The sequence below is a fragment of the Loktanella fryxellensis genome (assembly GCF_900110065.1).
GTDB lineage: Bacteria > Pseudomonadota > Alphaproteobacteria > Rhodobacterales > Rhodobacteraceae > Loktanella > Loktanella fryxellensis.
Genome location: NZ_FOCI01000035.1, coordinates 1 through 18,592, shown reverse-complemented (window position 1 = coordinate 18,592; position 18,592 = coordinate 1). Strand labels below are relative to the sequence as shown.

Sequence of the window (18,592 nt, the reverse complement as noted above, 5' to 3'; positions counted from 1 at the left end):
CAGGCACGACCCAGTCCAGCCCCGTGAGCCGCAGCAGGCTCTCGACGAAGCCCGTCGTCTGCCGAAGCGCCATCCCGAAAAGCACTTTCATGGTCAGACACGTCTGGATGGCGGCGTCACTGAAGGTCCGCGACCTGCCCCTCTTGCCGGAAGGTTCGGCATCCCAGTTCATCTCGGGATCGAACCAGATCGTCAGTGATCCGCGGCGCTTCAGCGCCGCGTTGTAATCAGCCCAGTTCGTCGTCTTGTAGGTAAGTGATGTCGGTTTGCTCATGCGGGCCAGCTACCACACTGGATTCACAACATGAATCCCTCTCGGATTTGTGCAACAGAGCCCGGAAGACGGATAAGGGAGGTCATATTCCCATGGAAAAGGAGCAGACGATCTCAGTCTGGCACAAATTGCTAGGTACCTGATCCCTCACTCTTGTGCCAAGATCCCTTTCCAGCATTTGAAGGAAGAGTCACAGATCAAGTTCGTTACCTGTTGTCGCCGAGCGTTGCCGACAGCCAGACGTCGATCTCCCATGGTCGCTACGCCAAGGCCGGCGGGTGGCATGCGGTCTTAAAAGGCACCGGAAAGGCCCGGTCCGGTTCGCCTGCTTCAGTTCGGCTGTGTCATGACACGAGAACAATCCATCTGCCGACTGCACGGGATCCTCCGCGACTTGCAGGAAGGTCCGTGTTTAGTCTTGCACGGCCTTCTCGACCTGACGAGTGGCGTCACATCTGCGCCGTCGCAGAAGTCCTCGACCGTGTACCAACGAAACTGAGTTTGTGCGCAAGACGGAGTTGGCAAAGACCAAGCGCGCCACGCCGAGCGTTACGCCTGTCGCGTCCGCGACCTCCAACTGGCGCCGTGATCGACGGGCACCCGCTGACGCTGCAGGACACCGGACGCGCGAGGTGGAACCCCCTTTGTCACGGCACCTCAGGCGTCATGGCCTCACACCGGTCTGGCGAGGCGTGGTTCGGTATCGGCGCGCGGCGTGGGCTGGGCGCGTGTCGCCTTGCGTTCGCCCAGCATCAGCATCGCGGGCGTCACGATCAGCGTCAGGATCGTCGCCACCACCAGACCGCCTGCGATGGCCGCCGACAACTCTGTCCACCACTGGGTCGAGGGGGCGCCATAGACGATCTCTCGCGTGAAGAAGTTCAGGTTCAGGCCGATCACCATCGGCAACAGGCCCAGTGCCGTCGTGACCGAGGTCAGCACCACGGGGCGCAGACGCTGCGCCCCGGTCCGCAGCGCGGCTTCGAGCGGTGATTGCCCGTCCCTTTTCAGGTCGTTGTAGGTGTCGATCAGCACGATGTTGTTGTTCACCACGATACCCGCCAGCGCGATCACCCCGATGCCGCCCATCACGATGCCAAAGGGTCGGCCCGTCACGATCAGTCCCAGCAGGACCCCGGTGATCGAAAAGATGATCGCGCTCATCACCACGAAGGCCTGATAGAAATTGTTGAACTGCACCAGCAGGATCAGGAACATCAGCATGATGGCGCTGATGAAGGCCCCGGCGAGGAAGATCATCGAATCCGCCTGATCCTCGGCTTCGCCGCCGAAGGTGGCTTCGACGCCATCGGGCAGGTCCATATCCGCGATGGCGGCTTGCAGGGCCACGACCTGATCGTTGACGAGCACACCTTCGGCCACGTTGGATTCGATCGTGACGACGCGGCTCTGATCGATCCGCGTGATGGTACCGCTGCGGGGGGCAGGTTCGAAGGTGACGAAGTTGGCGATCGGCACCAGTCCCGCATTGGTCTGGATCCGCAACGTCTGCAGGTTTTCCAGCGTGCGGTCACCGGCAGGGAACCGCACGTTGATGTCCACGGAGCCGTCCGCATCGTCGGGCCGATAGTCGGCCACGGTGATGCCACGGGTCAGCAGCTGCACCGCCTGCCCGAGGTTGGCGATGTCGGCGCCGAAACGTGCCGCCTCTGACCGGTTGACGGTGATGGTCCATTCGACACCGGGCAGCGGCAGGGTGTCGGTCACGTCGGTGAACCCGCCGATCTCGTCCATGGCGCCGCGGATCGCCGCGACGGCGGCCAGTTGCGCCGTGGGATCGTCGGCCTGCACCTGCAGATTGACAGGCTTGCCACCGGACGGACCATCCGACGCGGTTTCCACCTGCACGTCGATGCCGGGGATCTCGGCCATTTCCGCGCGGATATCGGCCCCGATCTGCACGGCGGTCCGCCGGGTGTCCCATTCGGTGAACTCGATCTGGATCGTTCCGATCAGATCGGCCGCCGACTGCTCGTCGCCACCGGACCGGGCATAGACGGACCTGATCTCGTCATAGGCGAACAGACGTTCCTCGACCTCGCGCACCAGCGCATCCTTTTCGTAGATCGAGAAGTTGTCCTGCGCGCGCACCTGCACCTGCGCGAAGTCGGGTTCGACCGCCGGGAAAAAGTTGATCCCGTTGCCGAACTGGCCGTAGGCGCCAAAGCTGCCGACCAGAAAGGCCACCGACATCAGAACCGTCGCCCACGGGCGCAGGATCGCGAACTGCAGCAGCTTGACGTAGCCGCCTGCGAACCCCTTCAGATCGCGCGGGTCGCCTTTTTCGGCGGCATGCAGCGCGGCCTTGTCGCGGGCAGACTGGGGTGGCTTCTTGCCGATGATGCCACCCACCACAGGGATGAAGACCAGCGCCATGAACATCGACGCGGTCAGCGTCAGGATCACCGTGATCGGCAGGAACTTCATGAACTCGCCGACGATCCCGCTCCAGAACAGGAGGGGAAAGAACACGCACAGCGTCGTCGCCGTCGATGCGATCACGGGCCAGGCCATGCGTTTGGCCGCCGTGGCATAGGCAACGCGTGGTGGATCGCCTTCCTGCAGCCGGCGGTCCGCCAGTTCGGTGGTGACGATCGCACCGTCTACCAGCATGCCGACGACCAGGATCAGCGCGAACAGAACGATGATGTTCATGGTGTAGTCCATGGCCCACAGCATCGCGACACCCGCGAGGAACGCACCGGGAATGGACAGCCCCACCAGTATCGACGACCGGATCCCCAGCGACCAGACGATCACGATCATCACGAGGATCACGGCGGCGATCACGTTGGACTCCAGATCGCTCAGCATCGAGACAACCTGTTCGCTTTCGTCCTGGATGTAGGCGATGGTCACGCTGTCGGGCCAGTCCGCCTGCGCGGCGGTGATCACGTCGCGCACTTCGGCCACGGTTTCGATGATGTTCGATCCCGACCGCTTCTTGACCTCCAGCGCCAGTGCGGGCTGGCCGTCGATCCGGGCAAAGCCGGTCGGGTCCTCGTAGGTGCGGCGGATCGTGGCGACGTCGGAGAACGTGACGACGGTGTCGCCGCGCACGATGACCGGCAGGGCCATGATGTCTTCGATGTCCTCGATCAGGCCGGGCACCTTCAGCACGATGCGGCCCGCGCCGTTCTCGATGGCGCCGGCGGCGATCAGGCTGTTGTTGCGGTTGATCGTGTTGATGATCTCTTCAAAGCTGATGCTATAGGTTTCCAGTACCGTCGGGTCGATCAGCACCTCCAGCATCTCGGTGCGCGCCCCGCCCACATCCACCTCGAGCACGCCGGACAGCGCCTCGATGCGGTCCGACAGATCCTCCGACAGGCTGTTCAGTGTGCGTTCCGGCACGGGGCCCGACAGGATGACGGTCAGGATCGGGAACAGGGCCGTGTTGATCTCGTTCACCGACGGCACGCTTGCGTCGTCCGGCAAATCGGGGGCCGCGCGGTCCACCGCTTCCTTGACCTTGCTCAGCGCCTCTTCCGCGTCGAAACCGGCCTCGAATTCCAGCTGGACGCTGGCATAGCCTTCGCCACCCTTGCCGGTCATCGTCTTGAGGCCGGTCAGTGACGCCAGTTCTGCTTCCAGCGGATCGACAAGCAACCGCTCGCTGTCTTCGGGCGAGATGCCGTCGAGGCTCGTGACGATGTAGAAGATCGGGATCGGGACTTCCGGATTGCTTTCCTTGGGAATCGACGAATAGGCATAGGCCCCCACGCCCAGGATCATGGCCAGCAACAGGATGACGACACGGCTGCGGCTGAAGGCGGCGTCGATCAGGGCGTTCATTGGTCGGCGTCCGCGATGGCGGACGGTGCCGGATCGGCGCTGTCGGTGTCGATGATCGGCGCGGTCGCCGGCGCGGGAATCGCGGCCTGCGTGTCGGGCAGCGGCTCGTCTGCGGCGGTCGCATCGTCGCCCGCGGGATCGGTGGCGCCGCCTTCGGGTTGCGGATCGACGGTTTCGCCGTCGTTCACGAAGCCCTGACCGATGCTGATGATCTGCGCCTCGTCCGGAACACCGGCGATCCAGATGCCGTCGGTCTGGGCCTGCACGATGGTGACGGGATGAAAAGCGACGACATTCTCGGCCTCGACCGTCTTGATCCCCAGCGTGCCGTCCGTATCCAGCGACAGGATCGCTGGCGACACGAAATGCGCCGACACGGTGCCGGTCGGGATGCGCAGTTGTGCACTGATGCCGGCCGGGATGGCGCCGTCGTCGTTCGGCACCTCGATCTCGGCGGCAAAGGTGCGGGTATCGGCACTGGCGCTGGTGCCGACGTAGCGGACGACCCCTTCGACCGTGACACCGGTGATGAAGCGCACGTCAGCGGTCTGGCCGACGCGGATATCGGCGAGCGACTGCTGCGGGATCTGGATGCCGATGGTCAACGGGGTGTTGTCGACGATGCGCGCCGTCTCTGACCCGGTGGCGACGTATTCGCCTTCGTTGATGTCCAGCGCCTCCAGCCGCCCGGCAAAGGGGGCGCGGATCTCGGTGTCGCCGATGGCCTGTTCGGCGGCGGTGACGCTGGCGCGGGCCACGGCCAAGGTCGCCTGCGCCTGACTGACGCGGTCGGCGGTGGCGATGCCACGGTCCACCAGCGCGCTGGCGTTGTCGAATTCGCGCTGGGCGCGGGCCAGCTCTTCCTCGGCACCGCGCAGATCGGCGGTGCGCGTGGCGGTGTCGAACCGGGCAATCACCTGACCGGCGGCCAGATCGTCGCCCTTGGAGACCAGGACCTCGGCGATCTGACCCGTCGCCTCGGCGCGGATCATGGTGTCACGGTCGGGCACGGCCTGCCCCTCTGCGACGAAGACCTGTTCGACCTCTTCGGCGACCGACCGGCGAACGGCGACGGTCACGGCGCGGGGTGCGACGGGTGCGTCGTCGGTCACGAGTGCCTGTTCTTCGGCCGGCATGACAAAGCCGCTGCCCATCCAGCCGATGATCCCGACAGCGATGGCACCGGCCACCCATTTCGACCGGCCAGAGCCCTTGTCGTTGTCAAAGCGCAGGGGCTGACGGTCCTGTGGCATGGACGCGCTGGTCGGGGTCTGCGCGGGCGGTGTCCGGGTCATGGTATCATCCTGTGCGGGTCGGCCATCGGGTGGGAGGAGTCCGCGGCCGTCTGTCGGAAATTCGGTATCGTCGTCGGGCGGGGTGGTGCAATGGTCGGTGGCGTCATGTCGGCCGTGCGCAGATGGCGGTCAGGATCTGACGATGCTCTGCCGGGTCGCAAAGCACGATGCTGCCGGGCGGCAACCCCAGCAGCCGATCCATCAACGCGGCTTCGGCGGCCATGCGGTCGTCGATGTGGCGGGCGGCACCTTCGATCTGGCCTGCGCGGGCCAAGGTCAGTGCCGCGACCAGCGCCGCACGGCGGCTGGGTGTCATGGCCATGATCGTTTCGGCCACCAGTTCGAGGTCGGGCACATCGAACAGCCCTTCCTGTACGCCTTGCCGGATCAGATCGCGCATCACGGGCAGGGCGGCCGCGTTCATCGCGTCGGTGATGCGGTGGAACAACCCGTCGGTGTCGGGCCGCAGCATCAGGTCGGCAAGGAACCGGATCTGCGGCCCCGCCGATGCGCGCCAGCGACTGGTTTCAGCCAGAAAGGCATTGAACCGCACGAGGGCGTTCCCTTTGGTGGCCGCGCGCGCCGCCTCTGCGCCGGCCAGCGCCTCGGTGGTGAAGCGGTCGAGGATCCCGTCAAGCAGATCCTCCTTCGCGGTGAAGTGATGGTAGAAACCGCCCTTGGAGATATCGGCCTCTGTCAGCACATCGGCGATGGTGACGGCATCCCAGCCCCGGTCGAAAAACAGGCTCTGCGCCGCGTCGAGGATCTCGGCCCGCCGGGTTTCAGGCAGCTTGCGTTGTCTGCGCGGCGCGTCGACATCTTTCGTTTCACCACTCATGTTCGCATGCTCTGTAAAGACCGACGGTCGGTATGTAGCATTCCGGATAACCGGTTCAAGGTGCCCCGTCGCGAATGTGGGACGCTCGGACGTTGCCGGATCCGCTCACCCGGGCCAGTGCGACCGGCAATTCGTTTGGGCGGCTGCGGCGGGTGCATGCAGCATCCGTTCGACTTCGCCGATGGACGACGGGCGGTGCCATTTCGTGGAACGGTGCGCGTTCCCGTCGGCTCGGCAGGTCTAGGTGAAGCGCACTGGCAGAGCGTATGCTGGTTTCCGACAGCAGGGTCCGGTCGGTGTAAAACCCGCTGCAGGTTGCGGACCTGACCGGCATCGTCTGCGTCGGGCGGCACGTTGCGATGATTTGTACGACGGGCGGCGAACGGCGGCATGGATCTGACCCGGTCGCCTGCGAAAGACAAAACAGCGGGGTCCGGTGCGACGTACACCGGACCCCGCAGCTTTTCAGGCCTGTGTCAGACGCTTGTTCTGCGGGAACATCGCGGCCCTTGCCTCGTCATCCATATCCTTCTTGAAGGTGTGTCTGGACGCGAGCGCCTCTGCGGCCTGCGCGGCGGGGCGGGCGTTGATCTCGTCCAGCAGACGCTTGACGTTGGGCAGGCTGGTCCATGCGTCCGCGCCGAAGATGAAGGGCACGGCGCGGGCCCAGCCCCAGACCGCCATGTCGAGCACCGTGTAGGTGTCGCCCATCATGTACTGCCCCTCGGACAGGCGTTTGTCGATCAGGCCCCAGTGACGCTCTGCCTCGTAGTCATAGCGGTTGACGGCATACTCCTTCGGTTCCGGCGCGAAGTGCTTGAAATGCACGGCCTGACCGGAGTAGGGGCCGATGCCGCTGGCCACGAACATCATCCACGACAGGAATTGGGCCTGCACCTTCGGCGTTGCGGGCGGCAGGAATCTGTCGTGCTTCTGTGTCAGGTAAAGCAGGATCGCCGTGCTGTCGAAAAGCGTCGCGTCGCCATCGGTCAACGCCGGCGTCTTGGCGTTCGGATTGATGGCCAGAAACGCTGGGCTGAACTGTTCACCCTTGCGCGTGTCCACGGGCACGACCTCGTATTCGGCGCCAAGCTCTTCCAGCAGAAGCGCGACTTTGGCAGGGTTCGGCGAGGGGTGGAAATAGAACTTCAGCATTGGTTTCTCCAACTGCAGCGACATCGTTGCGACCGGCTCGACGTGCCGCGACACGGCGGCCATCGCCATCGTCCTAGCGCAAGGCGGACAGGGTGCACACTCACGAACCTGTTGGTGCCGTGGAGCGGAGCATCACCGGCGGGTCATGCGCGATGAAACCAGACCGCGTCATCGAACGCCACGAGACCGCCTTGCCCGCATGGGGCGGAAATCGCGCAATCGATATCCGCGACGTGGGAAACTGTCATTTTTCGGATTCATGGATTTCGTACATTCGCGCCATGTGACCACAACATGCCGGCGAATTCATGCGGATCAAGACGCTCTTTCTGTCTGACGTGCATCTTGGGACACCGGGATGTCAGGCCGAGATGCTGCTGTCCTTTCTGGAAAAGCATCCTGCCGACACGATCTATCTGGTGGGCGATATCGTCGATGCGTGGCGGTTGCAGCGCGGCTGGTTCTGGCCGCAGTCCCACAACGACGTCTTGCAGACCCTGCTGACCCGCGCCCACGACGGGGCGCGGATCATCTACATCCCTGGCAACCACGACGAGGTGCTGCGCAACTACCTCGGCACCCATTTTGGCGGCGTCGAGGTGGTCAGGACCGCCACCCACGTGACGGCGAATGGCAAACGGCTGCTTGTCACCCACGGCGATCAGTTCGATTCGATCGTCGTGAACGCCAAGTGGCTGGCGCACCTCGGCGACCGGGCCTACGGCTTCGCGCTGTGGCTCAATACCTGGCTGAACCGGGTCAAGCGGTTGTGGGGCGGACAGTACTGGTCCCTGTCGAACTGGGCCAAGCAGCAGGTCAAACAGGCCGTCAACTATATCGTGGAATACGAACGGATCCTGGCCGCAGAGGCGCGCCGCCACGGCTATGACGGCATCGTATGCGGACACATCCATGCTGCATCCATCCGCAAGATCGACGGCCTCGATTACATCAACACCGGCGACTGGGTCGAAAGCTGCACCGCCGTCGTCGAGGACATGAACGGCGATCTGCACCTGATCGACTGGTCGGCAGAGATGCGTGCGCGCAAATCCGTCGTCCCGTGGCGCCCGGTGCGCCGGCGGCACAGTGCCGAAGACCCAGCCCAACAGAAGGAAAAGGCGTGATCAAGATGACCCGCACACCCGACGTTGCCGACCAGATGGGTGCATCCGTCCACCGGGCCCGCACGCGCGATCTTACCGGCGTGCTGGAACGCCTGTTTGCCCGTCTGTTCACCGGACTGGTCTATCCGCAGATCTGGGAGGATCCGGTCGCCGACATGTCCGCGTTGCACCTTGCACCCGGTGCCGACATGTTCTGCATCGCCTCGGGCGGGTGCAACGTGATGTCCTATCTCACCCTGCGGCCGGGGACGATCACCGCCGTCGACCTATCTCCGGCGCATGTGGCGCTGGGACGGCTCAAGATCGCCGCCGCGCAGCATCTGACACAGGGTCAGTTCCTTGCGTTCTTCGGCCATGCGGACCGCGCGGCGAATGTCGACATCTACGACCGCGTGCTGGCCGGCAGGCTGGATCCCCGGACCCGCGCCTTCTGGGACGCACGGGTGATAGGCCGGCGGCGGATCTCCATGTTTGCACGCGGTTTCTACCGGTTCGGGGTGCTGGGGCGCTTTCTGAGCCTCTTGCACTTCGCCTCGCGCGTGGGTGGGTTGAATTATGCCCCATTGCTGGCGGCACCGGACATGGACGCGCAAAGGCGCTTTTTCGACACCCGCATTGCGCCGCTGCTGGATTCGGCACCGGTACGCTGGATGGCGCAGCGCCGGGTGTCGCTGTTCGGGCTGGGCATTCCACCTGCGCAGTACGACAAGCTGGCCCGCGACGGTGGTGGCGACGTCCTGCCGGTGCTGAAGGAACGCGTGCGCAAGCTGAGCTGCGATTTTCCGATCGCAGAGAACTACTTTGCATGGCAGGCCTTTGGCCGCCGCTATGCGCCGGATGCGACGGCGTCGCTTCCGCCCTACCTGCAACCGCAGCACTTCGATGCCATCGCAACGGGTGCCGCCCGCGTCACGGTGCTGAACCGCGCCATGACCGATGTCCTGCAGGACCGCGACGCTGCCTCCCTCGATGCCTTCGTGTTGCTGGATGCGCAGGACTGGATGGACGATGGGCAGTTGAACGCGCTCTGGGATCAGATCACGCGCACGGCGCGGCCCGGGGCGCGTGTCATCTTTCGCACGGGCGGTGCCGACGACATCCTGCCCGGGCGGGTGGCACCGGCGGTGCTGGGCCGTTGGCAGCGTGACGCTGCGGCATCTGCGACCGGCTTTGCCGAAGACCGCGCGGCGATCTACGGCGGCTTTCACCTCTACCGTCTGGAAAGATGACGCCGATGCGCGAGATTCGCACCCATGCAGAGCTGATGGATGCCAACTACCGCCTGCAGCGGCTGATCTACGACGTCACTCGACGCTATTATCTGTTGGGCCGCGACACCATGGTGGCGGACCTTGCCGTACCGCCGGGCGGCCACGTGCTGGAGGTCGCCTGCGGCACCGGCCGCAATCTCGCTTTGATCGCAAAAGCCTATCCCGGTGCACGGCTTTACGGCCTCGACATCTCGCGCGAGATGCTGCGCACGGCCACGGCGCGGATCGGTACGCAGGCGGTGCTGAAACAGGCCGATGCCTGCGACTTCGACGGCAGGACCCTGTTCGGCGTCTATGGCTTCGACAGGATCGTGCTGTCCTACAGCCTGTCGATGATCCCCGACTGGGCCGGTGCCCTGCGGGTCGCGGCGGCACATCTGCGTCCGGGCGGCGAGTTGCATGTCGTCGATTTCGGCGATCAGTCCGCCCTGCCGGACTGGTTCCGGACCCTGCTGCGCGGCTGGCTTGCCCGGTTCCACGTCACGCCACGCACCCATCTGGAACCTCGGATGAGGGCGCTGGCCAATGAGCATGGCCTCAGCCTGCAGTTTCGGCGCCTGTACCGGGACTATGCAGTCTACGCCGTCCTGCGGTCGCCCGAGGACCGTGGTGCTGCCCATTCCTGAGTTGGAATAGGCCGACTGATCGGCGCACAACGAATGCTGCTGATCGGGTGACTGCTTCTGGTTTTGCACACGTGAACCACTGTCGGACGTCGACCGCCAAGGGCCCTGTGCGAACGGCGATGATCGACCTGCGCTGGCCTGAGGGTGGACTGCCGCAAACGTCCGTTTCCCGCCGATGCCACGACTCTATGCATTGGATACGATGTCATATTCGCATTGGCATGATCGAAGAGGGGCGGGCTGAGTGGACAGGAGGTCTCACTATGTCTGCAGAACTTCGCACTGTTGACCGTCCTGCCTGCGTCGTTTGGAACGAGGGCCGCATCGTTAGGGAGAAGCGTCCACCTCTGCCACGTCACGTCTGATCCATCCGGGTCAAGCTCGGCATGGCGGGCAACGTCCATGATCTCGCATCGTTTGACATGGCCGTTGACAGCAAGCTGCTTGGTTGTGATCTCATCGCCCTGCGCGTGAGAGATGTCGTCGCGGCCCGGCGCGTATGAAACTCGCCTCGATGATCCAGAGCAAGACAGCAAAACCTGTCCGTCGCGAATTCACTGACATTACATGAATTTCGTTTGACTGTCGGATCAGTGAACCCGAGATGGTTGGCCGCAAGTTCCGGTGGCGCAGCCGTATCCACGGCAGCCTGCATCTTTCGACGCGGCAGCATGCGCGGATCGGGCGAGGAGGGCATGTCCTTGAGCATGAGGCCGAGCGCCTGTGGCGCGCATTCGATGCGGCGAATGAAGGTGGCGCAGATCGACACGAAGACGGGTAACCTCTACGCGGTGCAACCGCTGCTGGGATACACCAAGATAGACAGCAGGTGCGTTACTTCGGCGTCCACATCAAAGACGCACAGTCGCTGTCAGAAGCCATCGACCTTTCACAATCGCGCCGACGGGCGCCATCCTGAGCATCGGCGCAATCACGCGATTTCTGACCTTGGCCGAATTGCCGTGAACCGCATCGCTCAGCCACGTCAAGACCGTCTCTGACCGTCCTGATCCTTGCGGTTCGACATCAGCATGACCATGACCCCGGGACATGCCCTCTGCTGACATCCCTTCCGTCTTTACGCTTTCCTATTTCCGTACCCGCGAACCTCGCATGGCGTCTTTGCGCCGTCCGGGCGCACACATCGGCCCATGAAACGCCATCCATAGGAGTGAAACATGGGCTTCGACCTCGTGCTCGGCGGCATCACGGCCGCCGGGTTGTTCGTCTATCTGCTGGTCGTGCTCGCACGCCCCAACCGGTTCTGACGCATCATGGCAAACAGCATCATCGTCGATCTTTGCCGCGGCCCCGATGGGGCCTGCGGTGCGCGCCTGTTTCGTCAAAATCGATCCGCGCTAGCTGGTTCGCAACCCGGTCATGTTCACTACGGCCACGGTGGCCCTGCTGGCAACGGTCCTGCTGGTGCGGTCCATCGCCCTTGGCGGCGACGCGGCGTTCGAGGGGCAGATCGTCTTCTGGCACTGGCTGACCGTGCTGTTCGGCAACTTTGCCGAGGCGCTGGCCGAAGGCTGTGGCAAGGCGCAGGCGGCGTCCCTGCGCTCGACCAAGGCGGAACTGACCGACAAGCGCCTGAAGGGCGACGCGGTCAAGGTCGTCCCCGCCAGGGAGTTGCGGGCGGGCGACACCGTGCTGGTGGAAACCGGCGACCAGATCCCTGCGGACGGCGAGGTCGTGGACGGCGTGGCGTTCGTCAACGAGGCGGCGATCACGGGCGAACCTGCGCCGGTGATCGCGAGTTTGGTGGCGACCGCTCTGCCGAGACGGCGGTCACGCGCGTCATCTCGGACTGGATCAAGGTCCGCGTCACGGTGGAACCGGGCGAGGGGTTCATCGACCGGATGATCAGCCTGATGGAAGGGGCGCGCCGGGCCAAGACCCCGAACGAGGTGGCACTGACGGTGCTGCTGACCAGGGCTGACGCTGACCGGCGTGATCGAAGGTGATCTGACGGATACGGCGCGGCTGGCGTCGCTGGGCGACGAGACACCCGAAGGGCGGTCCATCGTCGTGCTGGCCGGGATCGGGGCTGCTGCTCCGGCCACGGCCGCGATGGTCGCCTTCACCGCGCAGACCCGGGTCAGTGGCATCGACATAGGAGACCGGCAGATCCGCAAGGGCGCGGTCGAGGCGATCCTGAAGTTGCGGGATTTCGATGCGGATGCCGTGCGCCAGATCCGCGCGCTGACCGAGAAGGTCGCCCGCGCCAGTGGCACGCCGCTAGCCGTGGCCGACGGCGACCGCCTGCTGGGGGCAATCGCACTCAAGGATATCGTCAAGGCGGGCATCAAGGAACGCTTTGCCGAACTGCGCCGCATGGGCATCCGCACCGTGATGATCACCGGCGACACCCCCCTGACCGCGGCGGCCATTGCGGCGGAATCCGGCGTGGATGACTCTCTGGCCGTAGCCACGCCAGAGGAGAAGCTGGCGTCGATCCGCGCCGAACAGGCGGGCGGCAAGCTGGTCGCCATGTGCGGCGACGGCACCAACGACGCGCCGCCATTGGCGCCGGCCCATGTGGGCGTGGCTATCAACACAGGAACGCAGGCCGCCCGCGAGGCGGGCAACATGGTCGATCTGGACAGCAACCCGGCCTAGCTGATCGAGATCGTAGGCATCGGCAAGCAACTGCTGATGACGCCCGGTGCGCTGACCATCTTCTCGATCTCGAACGACGTGGCCAAGTGTTTCGCGATCCTGCCGGCGATCTTCTTCAACGCCGTCATTATCCCGCTGCTGGTGCCGCTGGCCCTGCGCGGCGTGACTTACCGCCCGCAAGCCGCGTCGCGGCAGCTGATCAGCAACCTCGGCATCTATGGCGCTGGCGGGCTGATCGCGCCCTTTGTCGGCATCAACCTGATCGACATGGCCGTGTCGTCCCTCGGCCTCGCATAAGGGGCCATTCGGATGATCTTTCTCGCCGACACCCTCGGGATCGCGATCCTTGCCGCGCTGATCGCCGTCGTCACACTGCTGATTCAGGATTGAACCGATGGACCACCTTTTGATCGCAGCCCTGATCGTGGGCGGCACAGCCCTGCTGTCGTGGCCGCTGGGCGCCTGGATGACGCGGGCGATGGACCCGATACCGGGCCAGAGGACACGCGCCACAGCATTCTTCGCGCGGGTCGGCGGCACGTCAGAGCGGCAGAGCTGGCGCGCCTACCTCGTCACCCTGCTGACTTTCAACATCGTAATGTTCACCGTGACCTTTGCCACTCTGGCATTGCAACAATACCTGCCGCTGAACCCGGACGGCATGGGGCCGCATGATCCGACGCTGGTCTCTAACACCGCAGCGTCCTTCACCACCAACACCAACCTGCAGCACTATTCCGGCGAGGCGTCGATGAGCTACCTGAGCCAGCTGGGCGGGTTGATGTGGTTGCAGTTCGTGTCGGCGGCCATTGGGATCGCCGTGCTGGCGGCACTGACGGGCGGTCTGGCGTGGTGGGCGGACATGGGCAATTTCCTGATCGACGTGCAGTGCGCGGCGGTCCTTATCCTGCTGTCGCTGGCGGCGCTGTCCGCCGTGCTTCTGGTGCTGCGCGGCGTGCCCATGACGCTGCAGGGGTCGGCCACGGCGACCACGCTGGAGGGGGCGGTGCAGGCCATCGCGCGCTGGCCCGTCGCGGACTTCGTCGCGATCGAGCAGTTGGGCACCAACGGCGGGGGGGTCTTCGGCCCGAACTCGACCCTTCCGCTGGAAAACCAGACCTTCTGGACCGACGGGTTGTCGATGGTCGCGATCATCCTGATCCCGATGGCCTGCGTGTGGATGTTCGACCGCATCCTGGACCGCAAGAAGCATGCGTCCCTCGGCTTCGCCGTCATGGCCGTGTTCCTGCTGGTCAAGATCACCGCCGCGGTGGCGCTGGAATCCGCACACACCGTGGCCTTTGCCGACCTGGCCGTCGCGACCGAAGTGGGCAACCTCGAAGGCAAGGAACTGCGTTTCGGAGTCACGGGCGGTCCGCTGTGGGCGGTGCCGACGACCGCCACCTCAACGGGTCGGTGGGGGCCATGCACGACAGCCTCAACCCGCTGACCGGGTTGGTGCGGATGGCGGGCATGTGGCTGAATGCGACCTTCGGCGGCGACGGTGTCGGCATGGTGAACATGTTCCTCTACATCGTGATCGCGGTCTTCGTCGCGGGCATGATGGTGGGGCGGACGCCCGAATATCTCGGCCACCGGATCGAGGCCAAGGGGGTGCGCCTCGCCGTCCTGCCGCTGTTTGCGCCTGCGGTGCTGATCCTTGGCGGCATTGCGCTGTTCGCGGCAACGGGGCAGGGCACCGTGTAGGAGGCGGGCACACATGGGTTCTCGGAGATCCTCTACGAGTTCTCCTCGGCTGCCGCCAACAACGGGTCGGGGTTCGAGGGGCTGGGCGACGGCACCGCGGCGTGGAACATCGCCACCGGCATCGTCATGCTGCTGGGCCGGTTCGTGCCGATCATCCCGCCGGTGGCCATCGTCGGCAGCCCGATGGGCAAACGCCGCGCGGCAGAAAGTGCCGGCACGCTGGGCGTCGAGGATGCGACCTTCGGCATCATGCTGGCGATTACGGTCGTGATCTTCGGCGCGCTGACCTTCCTTCCGGCGGCGGCGCTGGGGCCGATCACCGAACACACCTTGCTGCCGCGCAAGGCCCTGACAGGAGAACTGCAATGAATCCGGTGCTTTCGCGCCTGCGCGTCGCCGCAGCCACCTTCGGCATCTGCGTGGTGGGCTACACGGGCGCGATCCTTGGCTTTGCGCAGGCGGTCAAGCCGGACACCGCCAACGGGTCGCTGATCGTGGCGGACGGCAAGGTGATCTGCAGCCACCTGATCGCGCAGGGGTTCAGCGCGCCGCAGTATGTGTGGCTGGGCCCGTCGGCGGTAGACTACGGTGCGGGCGGTGCGCGTGGGTCGAACCTGTCGCCCGCCAACCCCGCGCTGGCGGACCGGGCGGCGGATCTGATCGCGGCGCATCGTGGCGGCGCGGCGGCGGTCCCGGCGGACCTCGTCACGGCGTCCGGTGGCGGCCTCGATCCGAACATCGCGCCAGGTGGCGCGATATTTCAGGCCTTGCGGGTGGCCGACGCTCGCGGCGTGGACCCCGCCGCGGTCGCAGCGATCATCGACCGGCTGGCGCTGCGGCCGGGTGGCATGCTGACGCCGGACCGGATCGTCAACGTGCTGGTCCTGAACCTCACTCTCGACGCGAAACGGCACCGGCTGCGGTCGCAGACTGGATTTGTGCGATGACCGATGACCCGCGCCCTTTACCCGATGCCCTGCTGCGCGAAGCGGAGCGCGAGGGGCATGCACGCTGAAGATCTTTCTGGGTGCCGCCCCCGGCGTCGGCAAGACCTACGAGATGCGGCAGGAGGCCGCGGCGAAACTGCGATCCGGCGTGGACGCGGTCATCAGCATCGTCGAGACCCACGGCCAGGCCGAGACTGTGGCCTTGGTCGCGCCCCTGCCGCTGATCGCGCGGCGCAGCACGACCTATCGTGGCCAGACCCTGACCGAGATGGATCTGGACGCGATCCTGCAGCGGCGACCCGCACTGGTGCTGGTGGACGAACTGGCCCACACCAACACCCCCGGCAGCCGCCATCCCAAGCGCTGGCAGGACATCGACGAACTGCTGGCCGCGGGCATCGACGTGATGACCACGGTGAACATCCAGCACGTCGAAAGCCTGAATGACGTGGTGGGCAGCTTTACCCATGTCCGGGTGCGGGAAACCGTGCCGGATGCGGTGTTCGAGAATGCCCAGATCGAACTGATCGACCTGCCGCCCGAAGACCTGATTTCCCGTCTGGGCGAAGGCAAGATCTATGTCCCCGAACAGGCGCGCTATGCGCTGGATCACTTCTTTTCCAAGGGCAACCTTCGGGCGCTGCGGGAACTGGCCCTGCGCCACGCGGCGCAATACGTGGACGCGCGGATCACCGGTCGCGATACCGGCACTGCGGGTGACCGGCGCATCCTCGTCGCCGTCAGCAAGGCGGCAGATACAGCCCAGATGCTCCGCGACGAACTGCGCTACCTGCTGGCGGTCCAGACCATCGTGCTGCACCGGGCGGGCGACACGGTCGCGATCACGGCCCATGGCCAGACGCGACCCCAGCTATCGCCCATCGATCAGGCGGCGGCTGAATGGGCGATGGCGCACGGCGAGGATGCGGGGCTGGGCACCGGCACGCTGGACATCCAGCGACTGGCAGTTCCGCCCGCTCACGACATCGCTGGTCACATTGGCGGTCGTGGGGTTCCGCGGGCTGCCCTGCTGGCGTCCCTCAGCCACGACCTGCGCACGCCACTGACCGCTAGCACCTCGACAGCCGAAGCGCTGTCGGCCAAGGGTGAAGACGCCGATCTGGTCGAGACGGTGCGGACCGAGGCGCGCCGCCTGAACCGGTTCCTTTCCGACCTGCCCAACCTGACCCGGATCGAGGAAGTGGCGGTTACCCCCGATCTGGTCCCCACCGATCTGACCGACGTGATCGCCGCCGCGACTGGCGGTCTGCACCGCACATTAGCCGGTCGCATCCTGCGGACCAGCATCGATCCGAACCTGCCGCTGGTGCGTGCCTACGCCGTGCTGCTGAACCTTGCGCTGCTGAACCTCGTGGACAATGCGGCCAAGTATTCGCCCTACGATGCACCCATCGAAAACCTTGCGCGCATGGGGCGTCGTGGTCCGGTGGTCGACGTGCTGGACGGCGGTCCGGGCAGTCCGCAGGGCAGCGAACAGCGCATCTTCGACCGCTTTGCGCGGGGGTGAAACCTCCGACCGCACCGGCGGGTCGGGCCTGGGACTGGCCATCGTCAAGGGATTTGCCGACGCAATGGGATTCACGGTCAACGCCGGGCGCCGTCCCGGCGGCGGGTCGCGGTTTTCGATCCGCATGCCGCACGCGGCGACGATGCATCTGACGCTGGCGGTTATCGCATGACCGGGCACATCCTGATTGTCGACGATGACATGGGGTTCTGTCGACTGCGGCGCGCCGCCACCCTGCGCGGCGGGTTTGCCGCCAAGGAGGCGGACAGCGCCAGTGCAGCGATGGCCGCACTGGATCGCGCCGCGCCAGACCTCGTGTTGCTCGACCTCGGCCTGCCGGACCGCGACGGGCTGGAACTGAACGGCGCGTTCCGCGCGCAGGGCGTGCCGATCATGGTGCTGACCGCGCGCAAGGCTTCGGCCGAGAAGATTGCAGCGCCGGATCTGGGGGCCGACGACGATGTCACCAAACCGTTCGACAGCGAGGAGTTGCTGGCCCGGACCCGGTCATGCCTGCGCCGGGCTGATCTGCGGCAGGGCATCGTGCGCCGTCTGACCGTGGGGACGCTCCGCATCGACCTGGACGCGCGTACGGTCCACCGGCAGGGAGTCGAAGTACGGCTGACACCCGCCAAATTCGACCTTCGCGTCGCCCCCGTGCGGCATCAGGGCAAGGTTTTGACCCACACGCATCTGCTGCGCGAGGTCTGGGGACCCGCCCATGTGGATCACGTCGAAAACCTGCGCGTCGCTGTCCGGGCACTGCGTAAAAAGTTGGAGGGCGATCCTGCCGCATCCACCCTTATCCGCAACGAACCCGGCGTCGGCTACTACGTGGTCGAGGGATAATCTCAGATGCCAAAGATGCTTGAAATATGAAACGTCGCTAGGGTCGAGCTACGTTGTGTTCGTCCGCAGCCTTTGCAAGCTGTCGGTTGTCTCACGATATCGGTCGAGGAAATGAACAGTGCGATTGTTGCCATTTGAATGGTGAGCTGACTTCGTCGGCCACAAGTGGATCACTTGCAGACTTTGCTCTGCACGGAACGTGTCAACGACTTTGAGACAGTGGCGATTGAACTTTAAGCTTGGTTTTACTCCGTTTGCTTTGGTGGGTTGATCCAGACAGCCGTTGGGATGTGAGGCGGTTTGGGTGGTTTGCGGACGAAGCGCTCGGGCGTGTTGAGGAATGCAGTATCGAGGGTTTCCTGGCGTGTAGCATAGATAGCCTTGGCCTGTCCGAAGTGGATCTGATCGGGGGTCATTAACCCGATACCGGCGTGATGATGCTCTTCGTTGTACCAAGTAAAGAACCGGCGGCAGAAGGCGTGTGCCTCGTCGATCGTTTCAAACCGCTTAGGAAATTCCGGTTGATACTTCAGCGTC

At 64.9% G+C, this 18,592-nt stretch carries 14 protein-coding genes and 2 pseudogenes; 10 read left to right on the top strand and 6 right to left on the bottom strand.

The features are described 5' to 3' along the window. The 5 genes from BMX16_RS15945 to BMX16_RS15925 form a co-directional block, all read right to left on the bottom strand. The coding region (locus BMX16_RS15945; protein WP_177174707.1) for a transposase at positions 1-274 on the bottom strand (274 nt) is incomplete at its 3' end. 672 nt (positions 275-946) lie between these two features. After that, positions 947-4,090, bottom strand: coding sequence for an efflux RND transporter permease subunit (locus tag BMX16_RS15940; protein WP_089905599.1), 3,144 nt, complete (start codon positions 4,088-4,090; stop codon positions 947-949). Beyond that, a complete protein-coding gene (locus BMX16_RS15935; protein WP_245731653.1) occupies positions 4,087-5,385 on the bottom strand; it encodes an efflux RND transporter periplasmic adaptor subunit in 1,299 nt (432 codons plus the stop codon). Before BMX16_RS15935 ends, BMX16_RS15940 begins: the two co-directional genes overlap by 4 nt. A gap of 103 nt (positions 5,386-5,488) precedes the next feature. After that, a complete protein-coding gene (locus BMX16_RS15930) occupies positions 5,489-6,223 on the bottom strand; it encodes a TetR/AcrR family transcriptional regulator (protein ID WP_089905597.1) in 735 nt (244 codons plus the stop codon). Between the two features lie 465 nt (positions 6,224-6,688). Continuing rightward, a complete protein-coding gene (locus BMX16_RS15925; protein ID WP_245731650.1) occupies positions 6,689-7,441 on the bottom strand; it encodes a glutathione S-transferase family protein in 753 nt (250 codons plus the stop codon). 245 nt (positions 7,442-7,686) lie between these two features. On the opposite strand from BMX16_RS15925, the gene BMX16_RS15920 reads away from it, so the two are divergent. The 10 genes and pseudogenes from BMX16_RS15920 to BMX16_RS15870 all read left to right on the top strand — a co-directional run bounded on the left by BMX16_RS15920 (position 7,687) and on the right by BMX16_RS15870 (position 18,055). Then, positions 7,687-8,505, top strand: coding sequence for a UDP-2,3-diacylglucosamine diphosphatase (locus BMX16_RS15920; protein ID WP_089905595.1), 819 nt, complete (start codon positions 7,687-7,689; stop codon positions 8,503-8,505). Positions 8,506-8,510: 5 nt separating this feature from the next. Continuing rightward, positions 8,511-9,734, top strand: coding sequence for a BtaA family protein (locus BMX16_RS15915; protein WP_089905601.1), 1,224 nt, complete (start codon positions 8,511-8,513; stop codon positions 9,732-9,734). A gap of 5 nt (positions 9,735-9,739) precedes the next feature. Next, positions 9,740-10,402, top strand: a complete 663-nt coding sequence (locus BMX16_RS15910; protein ID WP_089905593.1) for a class I SAM-dependent methyltransferase — start codon at positions 9,740-9,742, stop codon at positions 10,400-10,402. Positions 10,403-11,580: 1,178 nt separating this feature from the next. Further along, positions 11,581-11,670, top strand: a complete 90-nt coding sequence (locus BMX16_RS15900) for a potassium-transporting ATPase subunit F (protein ID WP_089905591.1) — start codon at positions 11,581-11,583, stop codon at positions 11,668-11,670. 46 nt (positions 11,671-11,716) lie between these two features. Continuing rightward, positions 11,717-13,321, top strand: a pseudogene (locus tag BMX16_RS15895) (HAD-IC family P-type ATPase). Between the two features lie 97 nt (positions 13,322-13,418). After that, positions 13,419-15,100, top strand: a pseudogene (gene kdpA, locus BMX16_RS18375) (potassium-transporting ATPase subunit KdpA). Then, positions 15,097-15,678: a potassium-transporting ATPase subunit C gene (locus tag BMX16_RS15885; RefSeq protein WP_089905589.1), complete on the top strand. Its 582-nt coding sequence runs from the start codon at positions 15,097-15,099 to the stop codon at positions 15,676-15,678. Before kdpA ends, BMX16_RS15885 begins: the two are co-directional and overlap by 4 nt. Positions 15,679-15,790: 112 nt before the next feature. Then, positions 15,791-17,206: a histidine kinase dimerization/phospho-acceptor domain-containing protein gene (locus tag BMX16_RS15880; RefSeq protein ID WP_245731643.1), complete on the top strand. Its 1,416-nt coding sequence runs from the start codon at positions 15,791-15,793 to the stop codon at positions 17,204-17,206. Further along, positions 17,118-17,378, top strand: coding sequence for an ATP-binding protein (locus tag BMX16_RS17695; protein ID WP_245731640.1), 261 nt, complete (start codon positions 17,118-17,120; stop codon positions 17,376-17,378). Before BMX16_RS15880 ends, BMX16_RS17695 begins: the two co-directional genes overlap by 89 nt. Continuing rightward, positions 17,375-18,055: a response regulator gene (locus tag BMX16_RS15870; RefSeq protein WP_089905585.1), complete on the top strand. Its 681-nt coding sequence runs from the start codon at positions 17,375-17,377 to the stop codon at positions 18,053-18,055. The genes BMX16_RS17695 and BMX16_RS15870 overlap by 4 nt, the downstream gene beginning before the upstream one ends. Positions 18,056-18,300: 245 nt before the next feature. On the opposite strand, the gene BMX16_RS15865 is transcribed toward BMX16_RS15870, so the two are convergent. Next, a partial coding sequence (locus tag BMX16_RS15865; RefSeq protein WP_143058072.1) for an integrase core domain-containing protein occupies positions 18,301-18,592 on the bottom strand: 292 nt, incomplete at its 5' end.